This is a genomic window from Falsiruegeria sp. JB4-1 (genome assembly GCF_055693495.1).
This window is the reverse complement of record NZ_JBVFTZ010000001.1, coordinates 642427-657481: the sequence shown is the minus strand read 5'-3', so window position 1 is coordinate 657481 and position 15055 is coordinate 642427. Positions and strand designations below refer to the sequence as shown.

General features: G+C 54.3%; 18 protein-coding genes. 4 read left to right on the top strand and 14 right to left on the bottom strand.

The window, feature by feature from the left end; genetic code table 11:
• Nucleotides 1–191 precede the first annotated feature (191 nt).
• The 14 genes from ACZ1HE_RS03325 to ACZ1HE_RS03260 form a co-directional block, all read right to left on the bottom strand.
• Nucleotides 192–1472: an ABC transporter substrate-binding protein gene (locus ACZ1HE_RS03325; RefSeq protein WP_472624333.1), complete on the bottom strand. Its 1281-nt coding sequence runs from the start codon at nucleotides 1470–1472 to the stop codon at nucleotides 192–194.
• 119 nt (nucleotides 1473–1591) lie between these two features.
• On the bottom strand, nucleotides 1592–2623 hold the full coding sequence (locus tag ACZ1HE_RS03320) for a LacI family DNA-binding transcriptional regulator (protein ID WP_472619549.1): 1032 nt from the start codon (nucleotides 2621–2623) through the stop codon (nucleotides 1592–1594).
• A gap of 201 nt (nucleotides 2624–2824) precedes the next feature.
• Nucleotides 2825–3940 carry a cytochrome-c peroxidase gene (locus ACZ1HE_RS03315; protein WP_472619548.1) on the bottom strand — a complete coding sequence of 372 codons (1116 nt, stop codon included), beginning with the start codon at nucleotides 3938–3940 and terminating at the stop codon, nucleotides 2825–2827.
• An 8-nt stretch (nucleotides 3941–3948) separates the two neighbouring features.
• Complete coding sequence (locus ACZ1HE_RS03310; RefSeq protein WP_472619547.1) at nucleotides 3949–4254, bottom strand: FixH family protein; 306 nt, start codon at nucleotides 4252–4254, stop codon at nucleotides 3949–3951.
• A gap of 68 nt (nucleotides 4255–4322) precedes the next feature.
• Nucleotides 4323–5129, bottom strand: a complete 807-nt coding sequence (locus ACZ1HE_RS03305; protein WP_472619546.1) for an amidohydrolase family protein — start codon at nucleotides 5127–5129, stop codon at nucleotides 4323–4325.
• Nucleotides 5130–5150: 21 nt separating this feature from the next.
• Nucleotides 5151–6017, bottom strand: a complete 867-nt coding sequence (locus ACZ1HE_RS03300; protein ID WP_472619545.1) for a dioxygenase family protein — start codon at nucleotides 6015–6017, stop codon at nucleotides 5151–5153.
• A 10-nt stretch (nucleotides 6018–6027) separates the two neighbouring features.
• Complete coding sequence (locus ACZ1HE_RS03295; protein WP_472619544.1) at nucleotides 6028–6870, bottom strand: TRAP transporter large permease subunit; 843 nt, start codon at nucleotides 6868–6870, stop codon at nucleotides 6028–6030.
• Nucleotides 6871–6887: 17 nt separating this feature from the next.
• Nucleotides 6888–7334 carry a TRAP transporter large permease subunit gene (locus tag ACZ1HE_RS03290; protein ID WP_472619543.1) on the bottom strand — a complete coding sequence of 149 codons (447 nt, stop codon included), beginning with the start codon at nucleotides 7332–7334 and terminating at the stop codon, nucleotides 6888–6890.
• Nucleotides 7331–7882 carry a TRAP transporter small permease subunit gene (locus tag ACZ1HE_RS03285; protein WP_472619542.1) on the bottom strand — a complete coding sequence of 184 codons (552 nt, stop codon included), beginning with the start codon at nucleotides 7880–7882 and terminating at the stop codon, nucleotides 7331–7333. The genes ACZ1HE_RS03290 and ACZ1HE_RS03285 overlap by 4 nt, the downstream gene beginning before the upstream one ends.
• A gap of 30 nt (nucleotides 7883–7912) precedes the next feature.
• The gene (gene dctP / locus ACZ1HE_RS03280; protein WP_472619541.1) at nucleotides 7913–8470 is read right to left on the bottom strand and encodes a TRAP transporter substrate-binding protein DctP; all 558 of its coding nucleotides are present in this window, start codon (nucleotides 8468–8470) and stop codon (nucleotides 7913–7915) included.
• Nucleotides 8442–8987 carry a type 2 periplasmic-binding domain-containing protein gene (locus tag ACZ1HE_RS03275; protein WP_472619540.1) on the bottom strand — a complete coding sequence of 182 codons (546 nt, stop codon included), beginning with the start codon at nucleotides 8985–8987 and terminating at the stop codon, nucleotides 8442–8444. Before ACZ1HE_RS03275 ends, dctP begins: the two co-directional genes overlap by 29 nt.
• Before the next feature lie 34 nt (nucleotides 8988–9021).
• Nucleotides 9022–9477, bottom strand: coding sequence for an OsmC family protein (locus ACZ1HE_RS03270; protein WP_472624331.1), 456 nt, complete (start codon nucleotides 9475–9477; stop codon nucleotides 9022–9024).
• Nucleotides 9478–9495: 18 nt separating this feature from the next.
• Entirely contained in the window at nucleotides 9496–10161 is a 666-nt protein-coding gene (locus tag ACZ1HE_RS03265) for a malonic semialdehyde reductase (protein ID WP_472619539.1), read from the bottom strand.
• A complete protein-coding gene (locus ACZ1HE_RS03260; protein ID WP_472619538.1) occupies nucleotides 10158–11042 on the bottom strand; it encodes a fumarylacetoacetate hydrolase family protein in 885 nt (294 codons plus the stop codon). The genes ACZ1HE_RS03265 and ACZ1HE_RS03260 overlap by 4 nt, the downstream gene beginning before the upstream one ends.
• An 84-nt stretch (nucleotides 11043–11126) precedes the next feature.
• Here ACZ1HE_RS03260 and ACZ1HE_RS03255 point away from each other — a divergent pair, with 84 nt between their 5' ends.
• From ACZ1HE_RS03255 to ACZ1HE_RS03240, 4 genes are read left to right on the top strand one after another with little or no spacing between them, the layout of a single operon-like run.
• On the top strand, nucleotides 11127–11513 hold the full coding sequence (locus tag ACZ1HE_RS03255) for a YciI family protein (RefSeq protein ID WP_472619537.1): 387 nt from the start codon (nucleotides 11127–11129) through the stop codon (nucleotides 11511–11513).
• Nucleotides 11514–11564: 51 nt separating this feature from the next.
• Nucleotides 11565–12221, top strand: a complete 657-nt coding sequence (locus tag ACZ1HE_RS03250; protein WP_472619536.1) for a GntR family transcriptional regulator — start codon at nucleotides 11565–11567, stop codon at nucleotides 12219–12221.
• A gap of 1 nt (nucleotide 12222) precedes the next feature.
• Nucleotides 12223–13521, top strand: coding sequence for a malonyl-CoA decarboxylase (locus tag ACZ1HE_RS03245; protein WP_472619535.1), 1299 nt, complete (start codon nucleotides 12223–12225; stop codon nucleotides 13519–13521).
• The gene (locus tag ACZ1HE_RS03240) at nucleotides 13518–15041 is read left to right on the top strand and encodes a malonate--CoA ligase (RefSeq protein ID WP_472619534.1); all 1524 of its coding nucleotides are present in this window, start codon (nucleotides 13518–13520) and stop codon (nucleotides 15039–15041) included. The genes ACZ1HE_RS03245 and ACZ1HE_RS03240 overlap by 4 nt, the downstream gene beginning before the upstream one ends.
• The last annotated feature ends 14 nt before the right edge of the window (nucleotides 15042–15055 follow it).

Sequence of the window (15055 nt, the reverse complement as noted above, 5' to 3'; positions counted from 1 at the left end):
GCGGGACTCTGAAGAAGGCGAGGGAGCTTTCTGTCGGACATGGTCCTATCCTCTCAACAAAGCGGGGTTTCCGATTTGCATCTTTTTTCTGGGTTACGATTGTTTGAATGTTAGGCGGTACCAAGGCGAACTAGCAAACCCTGTGGTACGTCTATGGGAGGGCCCGACGATGGGCCGGGCCCTCGGATAGTTTAGTCGTAGTAACCGGCTTCTTTCATGATCGAGTCAGCAGCACCCTGCGCTGCTGCCAGCGCGTCTTCGACCGATTTTGCACCGGACAGGGCCGCAGCCATTTCCTGTGCAACTGCCGAGCCAACTTCGGGGAATTCAGGGATCGCCGCGAACTGAACACCAACATATGGCTTCAGATCCGTCGCTTCAGGTGCGGCGCTGTCAATTGCAGCCAATTCCGCTGCCGCAAATCCGGCTGCTGCCTGAAACTCAGGAATTGCATAGGTGGATGCGCGTTGACCGGTCGGGACCGAACCCCAACCAAAGTCTGGGTGGTTGCCGACTGCCTGGACATAGTCTTTTGACGTTGCCCACTCGATGAAGCTGGCTGCCGCTTCCGCGTTAGGTGATCCCGCCGGGATTGCCATCGCCCAAGCCCAGAGCCAGTTTGCGCCCACCGGATTACCGGCATTCGGAGACTGTGCGTAGGCCACGCCATCCACTTTCAAAAAGGATGCTGCGATGGTGGCGTCAATCCACATCCCGCATTTGCCTTCGTTATAAAGCGCCAGGATTTCGTTGAAGGAGTTACCTTCAGAACCTGGAGGGCCATAGTTGCCCAACAAATCGACATAGAAATTGATTGCCGCATTCCACTCAGGGCTATCCAGTTGTGGGCGGCCTTCTGCGTCAAACCACGCTCCACCAAAGGAGTTCACGACTGTGGTGATGAACGCCATGTTGTCACCCCAACCCGGCTTCCCACGCAGGCAGGCACCGTAGACACCGTTGTCAGGATCATGAATAGCAGCAGCCGCCGCCTTCACATTGTCCCAGCTGTCATTGTCGGCAATGGTAACACCCGCCGCGTCTGTCAGATCCTTGCGGTACATGACCATCGAGGATTCACCGTAGAAAGGCGCAGCATAAAGCTGACCCTCGTGCGACAAGCCGTTGCGCATGGCCGGAAGGATATCATCAACGTCGTATTCTGCCGAGAAATTCAACGGCTCGATCCAACCCGCAGCACCCCAGATGGGGGCCTCCTGCATACCGATGTTGATAATGTCATATTGTCCACCGCCAGTTGCGGTGTCAGAAGTGACCTGCTCTCGCAGAACGCCTTCCTCCAGAGAAACCCAGTTCAGCTCGACACCTGTTTCAGCAGTGTAAGCTTCAGCAACCTTCTGCATGTTGATCATGTGACCGTTGTTCACGATCGCGATTGTCAGTGACTCGGCAGATGCACCACCCGCCGCCAAGAGCGAAATGGCGGTGGCTGCCCGAAGCGCGCCTTTCATAAACATCCTCGTCCTCCCTAAATTAGATGTTGCCACAAGGGTAACGTTCAGGGGCAACCTGCGTCAAATTAAATTTTTACGCGCGTAAAGTTGATGATTTAAGGCGATATATCAAACCTCTACGCCGAAGATCTCATGATCAGACGGCCATCAAACAACGTTTCTCGCCGCGAATCAGGGGCCTCTTCGGCCTCAATATGCTCCAACAGCACCGCGGCGCTTTTCTTGGCGATGGCCTCATAATCCTGAGAAACAGTTGTCAGGGTTGGGCATGTATATCGTGAAAACGGATGGTCATCGTGACCGGCAACCCGCAGTTCGCTTTTGTCACCAATCCCGACGCGCAGCCCCGCTTCGAAGGCTGCCGACAATAGCCCGATGGCCAGGCGGTCGTTGCTACACAGAATGGTGTTCGTCGGAAGGTTTCGATCACGCACAACGCGAACGCCTTCGCGAAATCCGATCTCTTCAAACTCCCAACCTTCGCCCTCGGCTTGGATCAGGTTGGGGTTATGCCCTAGCTTTTCCATGGCAGAGATGTAGGCATTGCGACGCTTAAAAGCATTTGGGTTCGTTGGAGACTTCATCTCAAAAAAACTGGGTGGCTCGCCTGTACGACACAGGTAATCCACAATCAGGCCAATACTTTGCTCGTTGTTTGAGCCGACAAATGCTTTGCCTATCTTTTCAATATTGGCGTCAAACAGAACTGTTGGCACATCTCGGCAAAATGACTCGATCTTTGCATGATCTGACGCCCGCCCCAGAGGTGCCAGAAGAACACCAGCTGGTTTGATACTGCGCAAGTTTTCCAAGTTCGCGATTTCCATCGCAGCGCTGCCATGCGATCCCAGAAGAACCGGCCGGAACCCGGTCTCAATGATATGCTCTTCAATCGTACGCGCGATCTTCGCAAAGAACGGGTCTGCCAAATATGGCACGACAACGCCGATGTTCTTGGTCAGACGTCGATTTTGGTTCACTGCGTAAAGATTGGGCTGGTAGTCATATTGCTCCAATGCAGCTTCAATCCGCTTTCGAGTGGATGCACGTACGCTGTCGGGATCGTTGAAGAACTTGGACAGAGTTGGTCGCGAAATGCCGCTAACAGTGGCAAATTCTTCCATGTTTTTGATTTTGGTGCCTGTCATGGGACGTTCTCTATGGGTTTTCAGGACCCCGCAATTTTACTTGGCGGCGATTTGGTCACCATAAATACTTTACGCGCGGAAACATAGTCCTGTGAAGTCTTGCATGGAGAAACGAGCAGAGCCCCCTCATCGACACTGCCACAAATGAACTCCGAAGCAGGCAGCCAAACAACGCGTTCCCGGGCTGATATTATGAACGCTTTAGTAAGGTGCCTTGGACAGTGTCACCAAAAATGCAACTAAGTCTGCAATCTCCCGCTCAGACAAATTCATTTGCGAGAGAATGGCTTCGCCATCGGCGTGCATCCTTTCAGTATCAATTTCACTGTAGTGCCGGATCACGGCCTCCAGATCGTTGAGGCTGCCGTCATGCATGTAAGGTGCGGTTTCCGCTACGCCCCGCAGGCTGGGCGTACGAAAGGTTCCAAAATCAGAATGGCTCCTGCGCACATTTTGAACTGCCCATGCGCCTGTCTTTTCGGGATCGTCATTCCAATCACCGTCCAGCGTGTAAGCGCTCGAAAGCAGAAAGTTCAACCCACCGAACCGGCCTTGGTCAACGTCTGTTTCACTTAGAAAATAGGGTACACCAGCGTCATGGAATTCGTTGTTGGAAAACCTCGGACCGTTGTGGCAAAACACACAGTTCCCACGCCCCAAAAAGAGCTGAAGACCTCGCTGGGCTGCTTCGGGGTAGTCGATCGCCGATGCAATATCTTGGCGCTCCAAGGCATCGCGAAAATCGTCAAACTGCGTCCGGTCGGTAGTGACGGTTTCCAAGTAAGCCGAAAGAGCTTTTGCAGTATTCACCAGAACAAGTTCAGGGCCTTGATCTTGGATGTCGCCAAATATGGTTTCAAAATCATCAATGTAGCTACTTTCAGAGATAGCCATTCTCAAGCTTTCGGCACTGTGCGCCATCTCTTGTTCTTCGATAATCGGATGCAGGCTGGCTGCCCAAAGATTATCGCTCTTTCCGCCCCACCCATACCAGCGGAGGCCAGCAAGATCCCGCAGTGATGGCGAGTTTCGATCCAACAGAACACGGCCAAGCGCCCGCGCCTCCGGCGTGGTAAACGCCTGTTCAGGATCGTGGCAACTTGCACAAGAAAATGCACCGTCAACCGACAACACCGGGTCGTTGAATAAGGCCTCCCCAAGCGTAACCGCTCTGGCGTCTTCAGAAACCTTGTTGCTTGGATCCGCCTGAAAGGATGGCGGCCAAGGCCCAAACGACAGCGCTTGCTGAACTTCGCCTTCAGACAGCAAAACCTCTGCACGCACTGCGCCCGTCAGGACCATTAGCACAGCTGTCATCCAAAGCTTCATTTCAGCGCAATTTCTGACGTGTAGAAAACCGATTGACCACTGATGTCGACATCGACTTGCAGCTCCCACAAACCCGGCATGTGAAACAGCATACCCTCAGCGCGGAACACTCCACCGCCCAATTCGGTAACCTTGGGAGTATAGTTCATACCGTGTTGATGAGCAGGCATGATTGCATCCACACGCATTTGGCGCACGGCAGTTTTATCACAAACTGAAACCAGAACGGAAAACGGTTGAGCCAGCGGAATTTCGTTTACAGTCAGATACACTTCGGGTGCGTTTTGAACGTCCGAATTCATGCGTTGCCCTGTCGGTTCGCAAGCTAACACCGCGCCTGGAGTTACTAGAAACCAGACAGCCCAGCGGATCATTTTGATGCCAGCAAACGTTCTGCGTTGGCATAGGCGATGTTGTCCGCAATCTGGTCCGGAAGCAAATCCAACCATTCTCGTGAGAAGTCGGCATGAGGGCCTACATAGTACCAACGCTCTGGGGCAAATGTATCCGTACCCACCATGAAACGATCTGGGTGCGCTTCGAAAGCAGCCTGCCAATCAGGGTCGATGCGACCTCGCGAGGCCATATCAGAACGAAACGCCAGATCGGCCCAAAGCCCCGGATAAGTGTCCAACGCGTCAACAACGTTAGCTGGATCATCAAATCCAGAATGCGCCCACAAAACCCGCGCTTCTGGCCAAGTCTCAAAGATCAGATCAACCGCCTCTCGGTCGCCGTGGTGATGTAGAATTAGGTTCCGCTCTTTAGCCAGTGCAATCATACGCTGGATAACCGGCGTCTTAATGTCATCTCCGTAAGCGTGAAACTCCCCTATGGCTTCGTAGTCGTTCTTCGCCAGATTTGCTTCCAGATAGTCGATTACAGTTTCATCGTGCATCCAGGTGTTGATTTCACCGCGGCGACGGTAAGGGCGCAGTGCCGGAACAACGATATCAGGTGCTGCGGCCAACAACAGTTGAGTGCCATTGTCATCCGAGCTGGAAACCAGGGCTTTACGAACTCCCGCATCCCGAAGGATTTTGGCCACCTGTTCTGGAGGAACCAGTTTAACGGCATCGTGGCTGTAATGAATATGCGCGTCAAAAATCGGTCGCTCTTCTGCGACGGCGGTACCGCAGAACAGTGCGGCACCTAAAATGAACATATATTTCAGCACCCCAAGCCTCCTCAATATCATTCAGACTCTGGCAAGCGTCACGTCAAAATTCACGTGCAAGAAAGGTTCGGTGATCTTACCGGAAATCTCCATGCCATCTGGAAACTCCGACGCCGGACGTTTGACATAAGTCATCACCAGATCGTCCCGAACACCAAACACCGTATCTTGATCCAGATAGGGATCGTCGTCCGGAAAAATCTCGGTCACCAACGTGCGATAACCGGGTGCCTTGACGATGTAGTGCAGGTGCGACGGTCGCCAGGGATGGCGACCACACGCCCGTAGGATATCTCCGACAGGCCCATCCGATGGCACCGTGTATTCGACTGGTTTGACTGTGGTGAACGCATATTGGCCGTCCTCTCCGACTGTCATCAGCCCATGGAATGAATAGGTGTCCTGTTCTTCGTCCTGACTTGCGTAAAGACCATTTGGTGCGGTTTGCCAGATATCCAGCTCTGCTCCGGCAATCGGATTGCCCTCGGTATCCCGGATTACGCCTTCAGCAAGCAGAACCGGCCCACCGTATTGGCGCTTCATGTCGCCACCGATTGGAAGCGGGGGCGCGCCCGAGACGTGAAAAGGCCCAAGTACAGAAGAACTGGTTGCCTCCGGGCTGGAATGTAGCATGTCCACCAACGAGGACAGGCCCAATACATCCGAAGCCAAGACAAACTCATGCCTGTCCTCGGTTTCCACAGCGGCACATCCCTCCAGAAACGCAATTCCAGTGCGCCATTCGTCATGCGTCAGGTTGGTTTCACGGGCGAAATCGTGGAGGTGCTTGACCAGAGACCCCATGACTTCACGCATCCGCGGATCGGCGTCTTTGGACACGTATCCCATGAACACGTCGGTGATATTGTCTTTGGTGACAGAGCGCATCTTGGCCTCCTTAAATCAGGGCAAGGCTGAGTATCGGGAACTCGATCAGAATGAACAGAACGATCAGCATCACGAACGCAAACGGAAGTGCCCCCATGAACACGTCCTTAAGTGATATACGATCATCATTGATCGTGGATTTGATGACGAAACAGGATATGCCCAAGGGCGGCGTCAAAAGCCCGATTTCGGCGCCCACCACTGTGATGATCCCAAACCAGATCAGCGACATATCCAACGCTTCGGCCATTGGCAGGAACAACGGGACCACAATCAGAATGATCGAAGCAGTATCCAGCAACGTGCCCAAAAACAGCATCAACAGCACATAAAGCAGCATGATCGACCAGAAAGACGCCGAGTTGCCTGCGAGCAAGTCCTGTAGCTGATTGGGCAGCCCCGCCAGCCCCAGCATGCGGCTGTAGATTGACGCAGCCGTAATCAGGAACAGGATCGCCGCCGTGATATGACCGGTTTCCAGCAGAGCGTCCCAAAACCCCCGAGCGGACATGGACTTGCGCACCACGGCGATGATCAACGCAACCAGTGCCCCGGCCGCACCCGCCTCGACAGCGGTTAACCAGCCTGTGTAAATCCCTCCAAGCACAACCGTGATGATGAACAAAGTTGGCAGGGTTTTGGACGCGATCTCGCGACCGGTCATCCATTCGGTGTCTTCGACGACACGGCCGCCGACAAATGCGGGTGTGAAGCGGCCCATGACCCAAATCGCACCGACATAGGCGATTGCCAGCATGATCCCCGGAATGACCCCTGCCAGGAACATGTCCCCTACAGATTGCTCGGCGACAAAGGAGTAGATGATCAGCATGGCCGATGGTGGAATGATCATTCCCAGAACTGAGGAGCCTAAGCAACCACTCCAACAGCAAAGCGCGGGTTGTAATCCTGCGCCATCATCTGCGGGACCGAGACTTTGGTAAACACAGAGGCGGATGCAATTGACGACCCGGTTACGGCGGCAAAGACCGCGTTGGCTCCGACCGTGGCCATTCCAATACCGCCTTTGACCTTGCGAAACCGCATGGTCATGACTTCGTAAATGTCCCTGCCTAACCCAGCTTTGGAGACGATGAGCCCCATAAAGGTAAACAGCGGGATGGTCGCAAAACTGTACTCCATCGCACTGTCACCGACCGCCACCTTCAGCAGATTGAGCGCAAGTGTAAAGTTGTCCCGCATAAGCCAGATGGACACGAACGAGACCACGCCCAGCGCGATAGGAATGTAGACGCCCGCGTAGATCAAAAAGACGATGGCAACGACCGAGATCAGGCCAATTTCAATCGGCGTCATTGCTCGGCCTCGTCATGTTCTGGGGTGCGGACAAGTTGCGGGCGGTCCTGTCCCGTGATGACCTTGATCACAAAGATCACGCATGCAAGCGCCGTCCCGAAGGCAATGACCAGTTTGACCGGCCACCATGGCAACGTGAAAAGACCGGGCACGCCAAAGTAGTCCTTTGTCTCCCACATGTGCAGAAATTCCGGGAAGGTGATGTAGGCGATCAGGCCCATGAAGATTGCCGAAATGGCGTTTATGATGCGCCGCAGGTTGGCCGTCAGGTGGGGGCGGCGATGGTGAAGCAGGTTCAGAAACCCGTCCGAGCGCGTCAGCCGGTCCACCCTGACCACGTCTGCCAACTGCAGAAAAACGATCATAACGACCGAGAATTGCACCATCTCATAAGTGCCACGTAATGGCGCTGAAAACAGACCTCGCGCAATAACGTCGACATTCAGAACAACCACCAACGCAAGGACGACGAGCGTACCCAAAGCGTTGGCGGCGATTGCAAGTGAATTGGCGACCCGCGATAGGCCAGCAACTGCAGTCTTCAGCATGAAAGGCCCCTTTCGTGGATCGCCAGACGGTTATTCGGCCGTCCAGTCACGGACCCCAGTGAAGCCTGCGTCCTGAAGCTTGCCAAGGTAAGCAGCCAGCATCTCTGTGCCCTGTTCACCATTGTCGTTCAGCGTTGCGGCCCATTCCTGTGCCACATTTGGCATGGCGTTCGCCCAGGCGGCACGGTCTTCGTCAGAAACCTCGACGATCGTTCCGCCCGCTTCAACGTAAGCATCCCGCGAAGCAGCAGCCCGGTCCATGGCGATACCTGCGACGTGATCACGATAGTCGACGGCGACAGCCTTCAACGCATCTTTGACCTGGTCCGGTAGTTTTGCCCAATAGTCCGCGTTGACCGTAATGGTTTTGGAGTTCACGGCACCCAGATCGGCCTTAAGCATATAGGGGGCCACTTCAGCGATCTTGAACGTCTTCGCCGCTTCGGGCCACAACATTCCACAATCGACCAGACCCGTCTGGAGCATATTGTAGAAATCAGTCAGACCGCCGCGTACACCGGCAGCATCCTTGATGCCCTCAAGATAACGCAGATTTAGGCTAAGCACCGGCAATCTTGCGACCTTCAAGGTCCGAAACAGAAGCAACCGGTTCCGTGCAGAAAATCTGATACGTGTCGAGAACGACACCTGTGGCCAGATACACTTGGTTCTGCGCAGCAAACTCGTTCTGCATCGCCGGGTATTCGCGCGCGATTTCGTCCACGGCCTTGGCCACGGCGCGAGAATCCGATGCCACGAAGGGTGTAGAACCCGAAATACCCTGACTAGGCAACTTCGAGGAATGGAAAATCGTAGTCACGATGCCGATGTCGCCAAGGCCCAGCTGGATCCCTTCCAGAACACCTTTTGGCTTTACGATTGAACCGCCGTAGTTTTCTTGCCAGTTCATCTTGTAATTTCCAGACTCGGCCAGCCGCTTGTCCACCTCTGGAATAAAGAAGTTGGTGAATTCCTTCACCCACAAGGCCCGGTCTGGGTAGCCATCAATCACGACCGCGGAAATGGTCTCTTCCGCCGCCAGAGGCATCGCCAAGACGCTTGCCAGGGCGGCTGCGGCAAAGCTGCGTTTGGTCCAGTTTTTCATTTCTCTCCTCCCAGAAAGTCGGGTCTTTTGTCTTCTATTGGTTTGTTTTGACCCAGTTGACGGTCAGGTCAGTGCCTGCCGCTTCAAACAGTTTTGCGATGGCGCAATACTTGGCCGTCTCTTCGCCCACGCGTGTCAGCTCCTCCTGACTGGCGGGCGTGTCACACTTTACGGTGAGCTCGATTTCGGGAAACGGAACATCGATTTCCTCCTCCATCAGGACACCGCGCCGGTCCAACCTGCATTTCGCGTCAATCGTCACCGTGCCAAGATCAATTCCCAAACGGTGCGCGTTCTTGTGCCCGATGACATTCGTACAGGCGATCAGAGCAGCCATTGCAGTTTCGGTCGGAGACGGGCCAAGATTTGTACCGCCTCGCTCAACAGGCTCGTCAACAATCACATCCAGATCGCGAATTGGGATCTCGGTGCGCGCATGTGTCGGGCACTGCGCTGTCGTCCGGTACGTGACGACAGGTTTAATTTTCATAGCCACAGCGTCATCTCCTCAGGCATAGGAACAAACCCTTTCGAACGGAAAACGCGGCAGTTTTTGGAACAAACCGGTCTCGTCCGCGTAGCCCAGATTGCACAGAAAGTTCGACTTGAGCGTCGTGCCCGCAAAAAATTCATCGTCGACGATCTGGTTCGAAAAGCCTGACATGGCGCCGACGTCCAAGCCGACAGCCCGAGCGGCGATCATAAAGTAAGCGCCCTGAAGCGTGCCGTTTCGAAACGCTGTATCAGCCACGTAGTCGGGCTTGTTTTCAAACAACGGCCGACGATCTTCGTGTGGGAAAAGAAAAGGCAGTTCTTTCCAAAAATCCATGTCATGGGCAATGATCGCCGTGACAGGCGCGTCCATCATCTTTGCAACGTTCTTCGGTTTTAACGACTTGGCCAGCCGCTCTTTTCCTTCCGCACTTTTCACGAAAATAAACCGCGCGGGCAGCGTGTTCATGCTGGTCGCACCGTTGATCGTGATGTCATAAATCTCTTCAAGCAGCGCGTCAGAAACCGGCTTATCGGTCCAAGCGTAATGAGATCTGGACTCACGCAGAATCAGTGCGATCGCGTCATCCGACAAACGTGGAATGCGTTCGTGCAGATCGCGATGATCCTGCTGCGCCTTGGCGCGAAGTGCCTCCAGCTCTGCCCCGGTCGGTGCGCTCATGCTGCGGCCACCTTTGATTTGGCATCTTTCTCGTCGATGATCGGGCTAGCGCAAATACCGATGCCTTCAATCTCGACCTCGACGGTTTCGCCCGGCTTCAACCAGCGCGGATTGGGCTTCTTAGCATGCCCAACACCCGGTGGCGTACCCAATGCAATCAGATCTCCGGGTTCAAGAGTGGTGTATTCCGAAATCGTCGCAATGACCTGACGAACGCCCCAAATCATGTTGGCCGTGTTCGAGCTTTGCAGGATTTCATCGCCAACACGGCTTTCGATCTTCAGCCCGGATGCCCCTTCGGGCACCTCGTCCGGTGTTACGGTGAATGGACCGATGGCGCCTGTGTCATCAAAGTTTTTGCCCGGCGTCCATTGAACCGTTTTGCGCTGATAGTCTCGCAATGACCCATCATTGAACACGGTGTAACCAAAAACATAGTCCAACGCGTCCTCTTCCGAGATATGACGACCACGCTTCCCGACGATCAGCATAAGCTCGGCTTCATAGTCGAGCTTTTCCGAACACGCAGGCCGCACCATCGGCTGCCCCGCGGCCATGATCGAATTCTTCCCGCGCATGAACAGCGTTGGGTATTCCGGGATATCGTACCCGCCCTCTTTGATGTGATCCGTATAGTTCAACCCCATGCAAATGATTGTGCCAGGAGAGGCAACAGGCAAGGCTGGCGTGATCGAGGACACAGGCACCGTGTCGGCTCCAGCGATTTTGTCGTTAAGTGAGTCGGTTAGGCCCGAATTCGTGATCAAACCCATCAGGTCAGAACCAACGGCGGGATCCAAAGCCGTTAGATTCACTGCATTTTCGCCGCCTACAGCAAAAACCGCTGTGCCTTCCGAAGTCTCTCCCACCAGGTATTTCATTTTCACCATCCATGTCAGTTCGCTTGATTTTTGCCGACTATTTTGCCATATGTCAAATAATATCGATATTTTTGGAGCGCACCAATGGTTGCTTGGGCAGACTATAAATCAGAAGCAAAGAGCCGAGGCGCACTGGCGTTGGAGCTTTACGTTGCATTCAGCACGCCTACCAAAGCGCCCGAAGATGTAAAGGCGTCGCTGCCAGATCATTTGGCGTATCAGGCGGACCTTGAACGCGCGGGACGGTTGGCATTTGCTGGACCGATGTCAGATGAAACCGGCGAGCATATGCAAGGTGTAGGCCTGATCATCTACCGTGCCGACAGTCTTGAAACTGCGCGGAAGTTGGCCGAGGACGATCCCATGCACAAAAGCGGGGCACGCAGCTTTATGCTTCGACGTTGGTTGATCAACGAAGGTTCGCTGAACCTTTCAGTTGGTCTATCGACTGGCACGAGCGCCCTCAGTTAAGAGCACACAAGAGTTTTTGCCGCCAAAAAGGAACAGTCGGATATGGACGCCATGCTTGATACCGAGGGCAAAGAGACATCAGCCACTCATGGCGCGTATCGAAGGCTGCGCGAAATGATCCTGACCGGCGAATTGCCTCCGGGACAAAAACTCAAGATCGAACAGCTCCGCGGGTTACTTGATACCGGCGCAAGCCCGGTTCGCGAAGCGCTTAGCCTTCTGACTTCGGACATGTTGGTTGAACGGATCGATCAGCGAGGATTTCGGGCTGCACCAGTGAGCAAGTGCAACTTTGAAGAAATCCTGCTGCTTCGGTGCAATCTTGAAGAAACCGCGCTGCGGGCATCCATCGCCAATGCGGATGCAGCATGGGAGGACAGGCTTGTCTTGCGTCACCACCATATGAAAAAAGCCAGCCAAAACGGGGCGCACGATTTTGAAGACACTCACAAGGCGTTTCATATGGCTTTGTTGGACAATTCTAAACTGCCGTTGCTGCTGCGGTATTGCTCGCAGCTTTATGACCTCAACATTCGCTACCGCTATCTGGCGGCCAGCGGGTCGAGCTACAAAAAGCGGGACATCGCCGCCGAGCATCAGCAAATCCTGGACGCCGCACTTGATCACGACGCGGACCGCGCGACCAATCACTTGATCGATCATTACCGTCGAACAGGCGAGTACCTGAGCAGCCAGATGGAGCCCTGAAATGCAGCGGAATTGGTTTCTGGGCGATCTGTTGAATCAACTGCTGGACCGTCCCGACAAAAGGCGTGGCAAGGATGACAAGCGATCCATTACCGGGCTTTGTGACGCGCTTTTGTCTGCCGAAGGTGAAGTATCAGGCTTCACCCTCGCGTCTACGATCCTTGATCGCTACCACACCCTGGATGACCCTGAGAAACTAGACTTTTTTGTCTATTTGAATGACCAACTTGAGTTGGACGCAGATCAGCTTTCTGAAGCGGCCCGCCTCTACGCCAGTGATCGAAGTGTCGATCATTACCAAAAGCTCAGTGAAGTTGCGGAACCCAGGCGACAAGAGCTGTTGCGTCGGTTGAACCAGCCACCCGGTGCAACCCAAGAACTTGTGGCTATGCGCGTTGATCTGCTGCGCTTTCTCAAATCCAACCCGGAACTCAAGCGAACGGATATCGATTTCGTTCATTTGTTGCGCAGCTGGTTCAACCGGGGATTTCTTGTCCTCAAACAAATCAGCTGGGACACCGCTGCCCGCGTTCTGGACAAGATCGTCGCTTATGAAGCTGTGCACCAGATCAACGATCTGGACGATTTGCGGCGAAGGCTCTACCCGCCAGACCGTCGTTGCTTTGCGTTCTTCCATCCTTCGATGCCAGATGAGCCACTGATTTTTGTTGAGGTCGCTCTGACCGCTGAAATCCCGGATGCAATTGACACGCTTCTTTCTGAGGCTCGTGAACCGATCGAAGCCGAGCAGGCAAAAGTCGCGGCGTTCTATTCCATCTCAAACTGCCAAAAGGGTTTGGCTGGTATCAGCTTTGGGAATCTATTGATAAAACAGGTTGTGACCGAGCTTTCGCGAGAGCTCCGTGAGCTTGATACCTTTGTGACATTGTCGCCGATACCGGGGTTAAACCGGTGGCTGGCTGGTGAAACCGAACACCCAGAACATGGGCATACCGCCGAAGCCGTGCTGACAGATACAGCCACGCCGCAGGACATACGCGCGATGGCCGCCCGGTACTTGCTGTTCGCCAAGCGCGAAGATGGAATGCCACTGGACCCTGTGGCGCGCTTTCATTTGGGGAATGGTGCCGAGCTTCATGAATTGCACGCTGACGCAGATCTGTCGCCGAACGGGCGCGCCCAGTCTGGTGGCGCAATGGTCAACTATCTTTACGATTTGAACAAAACAGAACGTCACCACGAAGAATTCGCGACACATGCCACGGTCCAAGCCTCGCGTTCAGTTCGAACTGCCTCAACCGCAGCACTTGCGATCAAGCCAAGGGAAAATACAGCGTGACCAACACCCTCTACGACAGCTTGTTTGCCCACCACGAAGGCAACTCGGCTCCATTCCTGCAACTCGATGATGGTCAGGTCATCTCTTACGACGCGTTCCTTAAGCGCGCCGCGCAGATCGCGCATGTTTTGCAGAAGAGCGGAGTTTCCCCCGGTGATCGCATCGTTGTGCAGGCCCCTAAGCTGGCCGATACGATTGCACTCTATGCTGCTTCGGTTCAGGCAGGTGCTGTCTACCTGCCGCTCAACACGGCCTATACATTGGCAGAGTTGGACTATTTCATTTCTGACGCTCAACCGGCGATGATCATTTGCGACAGCGAGGATGAAGCTGAAATCGCAGATTTGGCAGCCCGGTCTGGTGCCAAACTGCTGACCCTCGGCGGCGTTTCTCCAAGCTTGAGCCACGAGGCAGACGCACAACCCGATGTATTCGAAACCGTGGATCGCGCACCAGATGACCTTGCGGCTTTGCTGTATACGTCAGGCACCACCGGCCGTTCGAAAGGCGCGATGCTGAGCCATCAAAACCTTTTGTCCAATGCACAAACCCTTGTGGACTTGTGGGACATCACCAACGCTGATCGCTTGATTCACGCGTTGCCGGTTTTTCACACGCACGGGCTTTTCGTGGCGATGAACACATCACTACTCGCCGGTGCCAAAGTTCGCCTGCTGGAAAAATTCGACGTTGGCTTGATCTTAGAGGAATTGCCGCAATCGACCCTTCTGATGGGTGTCCCCACTTTCTACACCAGATTGCTGGCGGATGACGGTTTTACCAAGCAGGCCACAGGGAACATGCGCCTGTTCATTTCCGGTTCAGCCCCCTTGCTGGCCGAGACCCATCTGGCGTTCGAAACGCGCACCGGCCACCGTATTCTTGAGCGCTATGGCATGACCGAAACGAACATGAACACCTCAAACCCCTATGATGGTGAGCGTCGCGCAGGAACCGTCGGCATGGCGCTACCTGGCATCGAGGTGATCGTTGCCAACCCTGAAACTGGAAAACCGCTGCCTCAGGGCGAAGTTGGAATGATCGAAGTGCGTGGACCCAATGTGTTCAAAGGCTATTGGCAAATGCCTGAGAAAACCGCCGGAGAACTGCGGGAAAACGGGTTCTTCATCACCGGAGATCTGGGCCAATACAGCGAGGACGGCTACTTGTCGATCGTAGGACGGTCAAAAGACCTGATCATCACTGGTGGCTACAACGTCTATCCCAAAGAAATCGAAGACGTCCTGAACGACATCGACGGTATCCTGGAATCGGCGGTTTTTGGCATTCCTGATCAGGATTTCGGCGAGGCGATCATTGCCACTCTGGTTGCCGAACCCGATGCACACCCAGACATGGAACGGGTAGCGGAGAGGGTCAAAAACAAGCTGTCGCGCTTCAAACATCCCCGCCGCTATGAGCTCGTCTCGGAACTACCGCGCAATACAATGGGAAAGGTTCAAAAGAACGTTCTGCGCGAACAGTATGCGCAGAAGGAACTGCCAGTGGCAGTGCCCTAGCAGCCCGCCGCAAA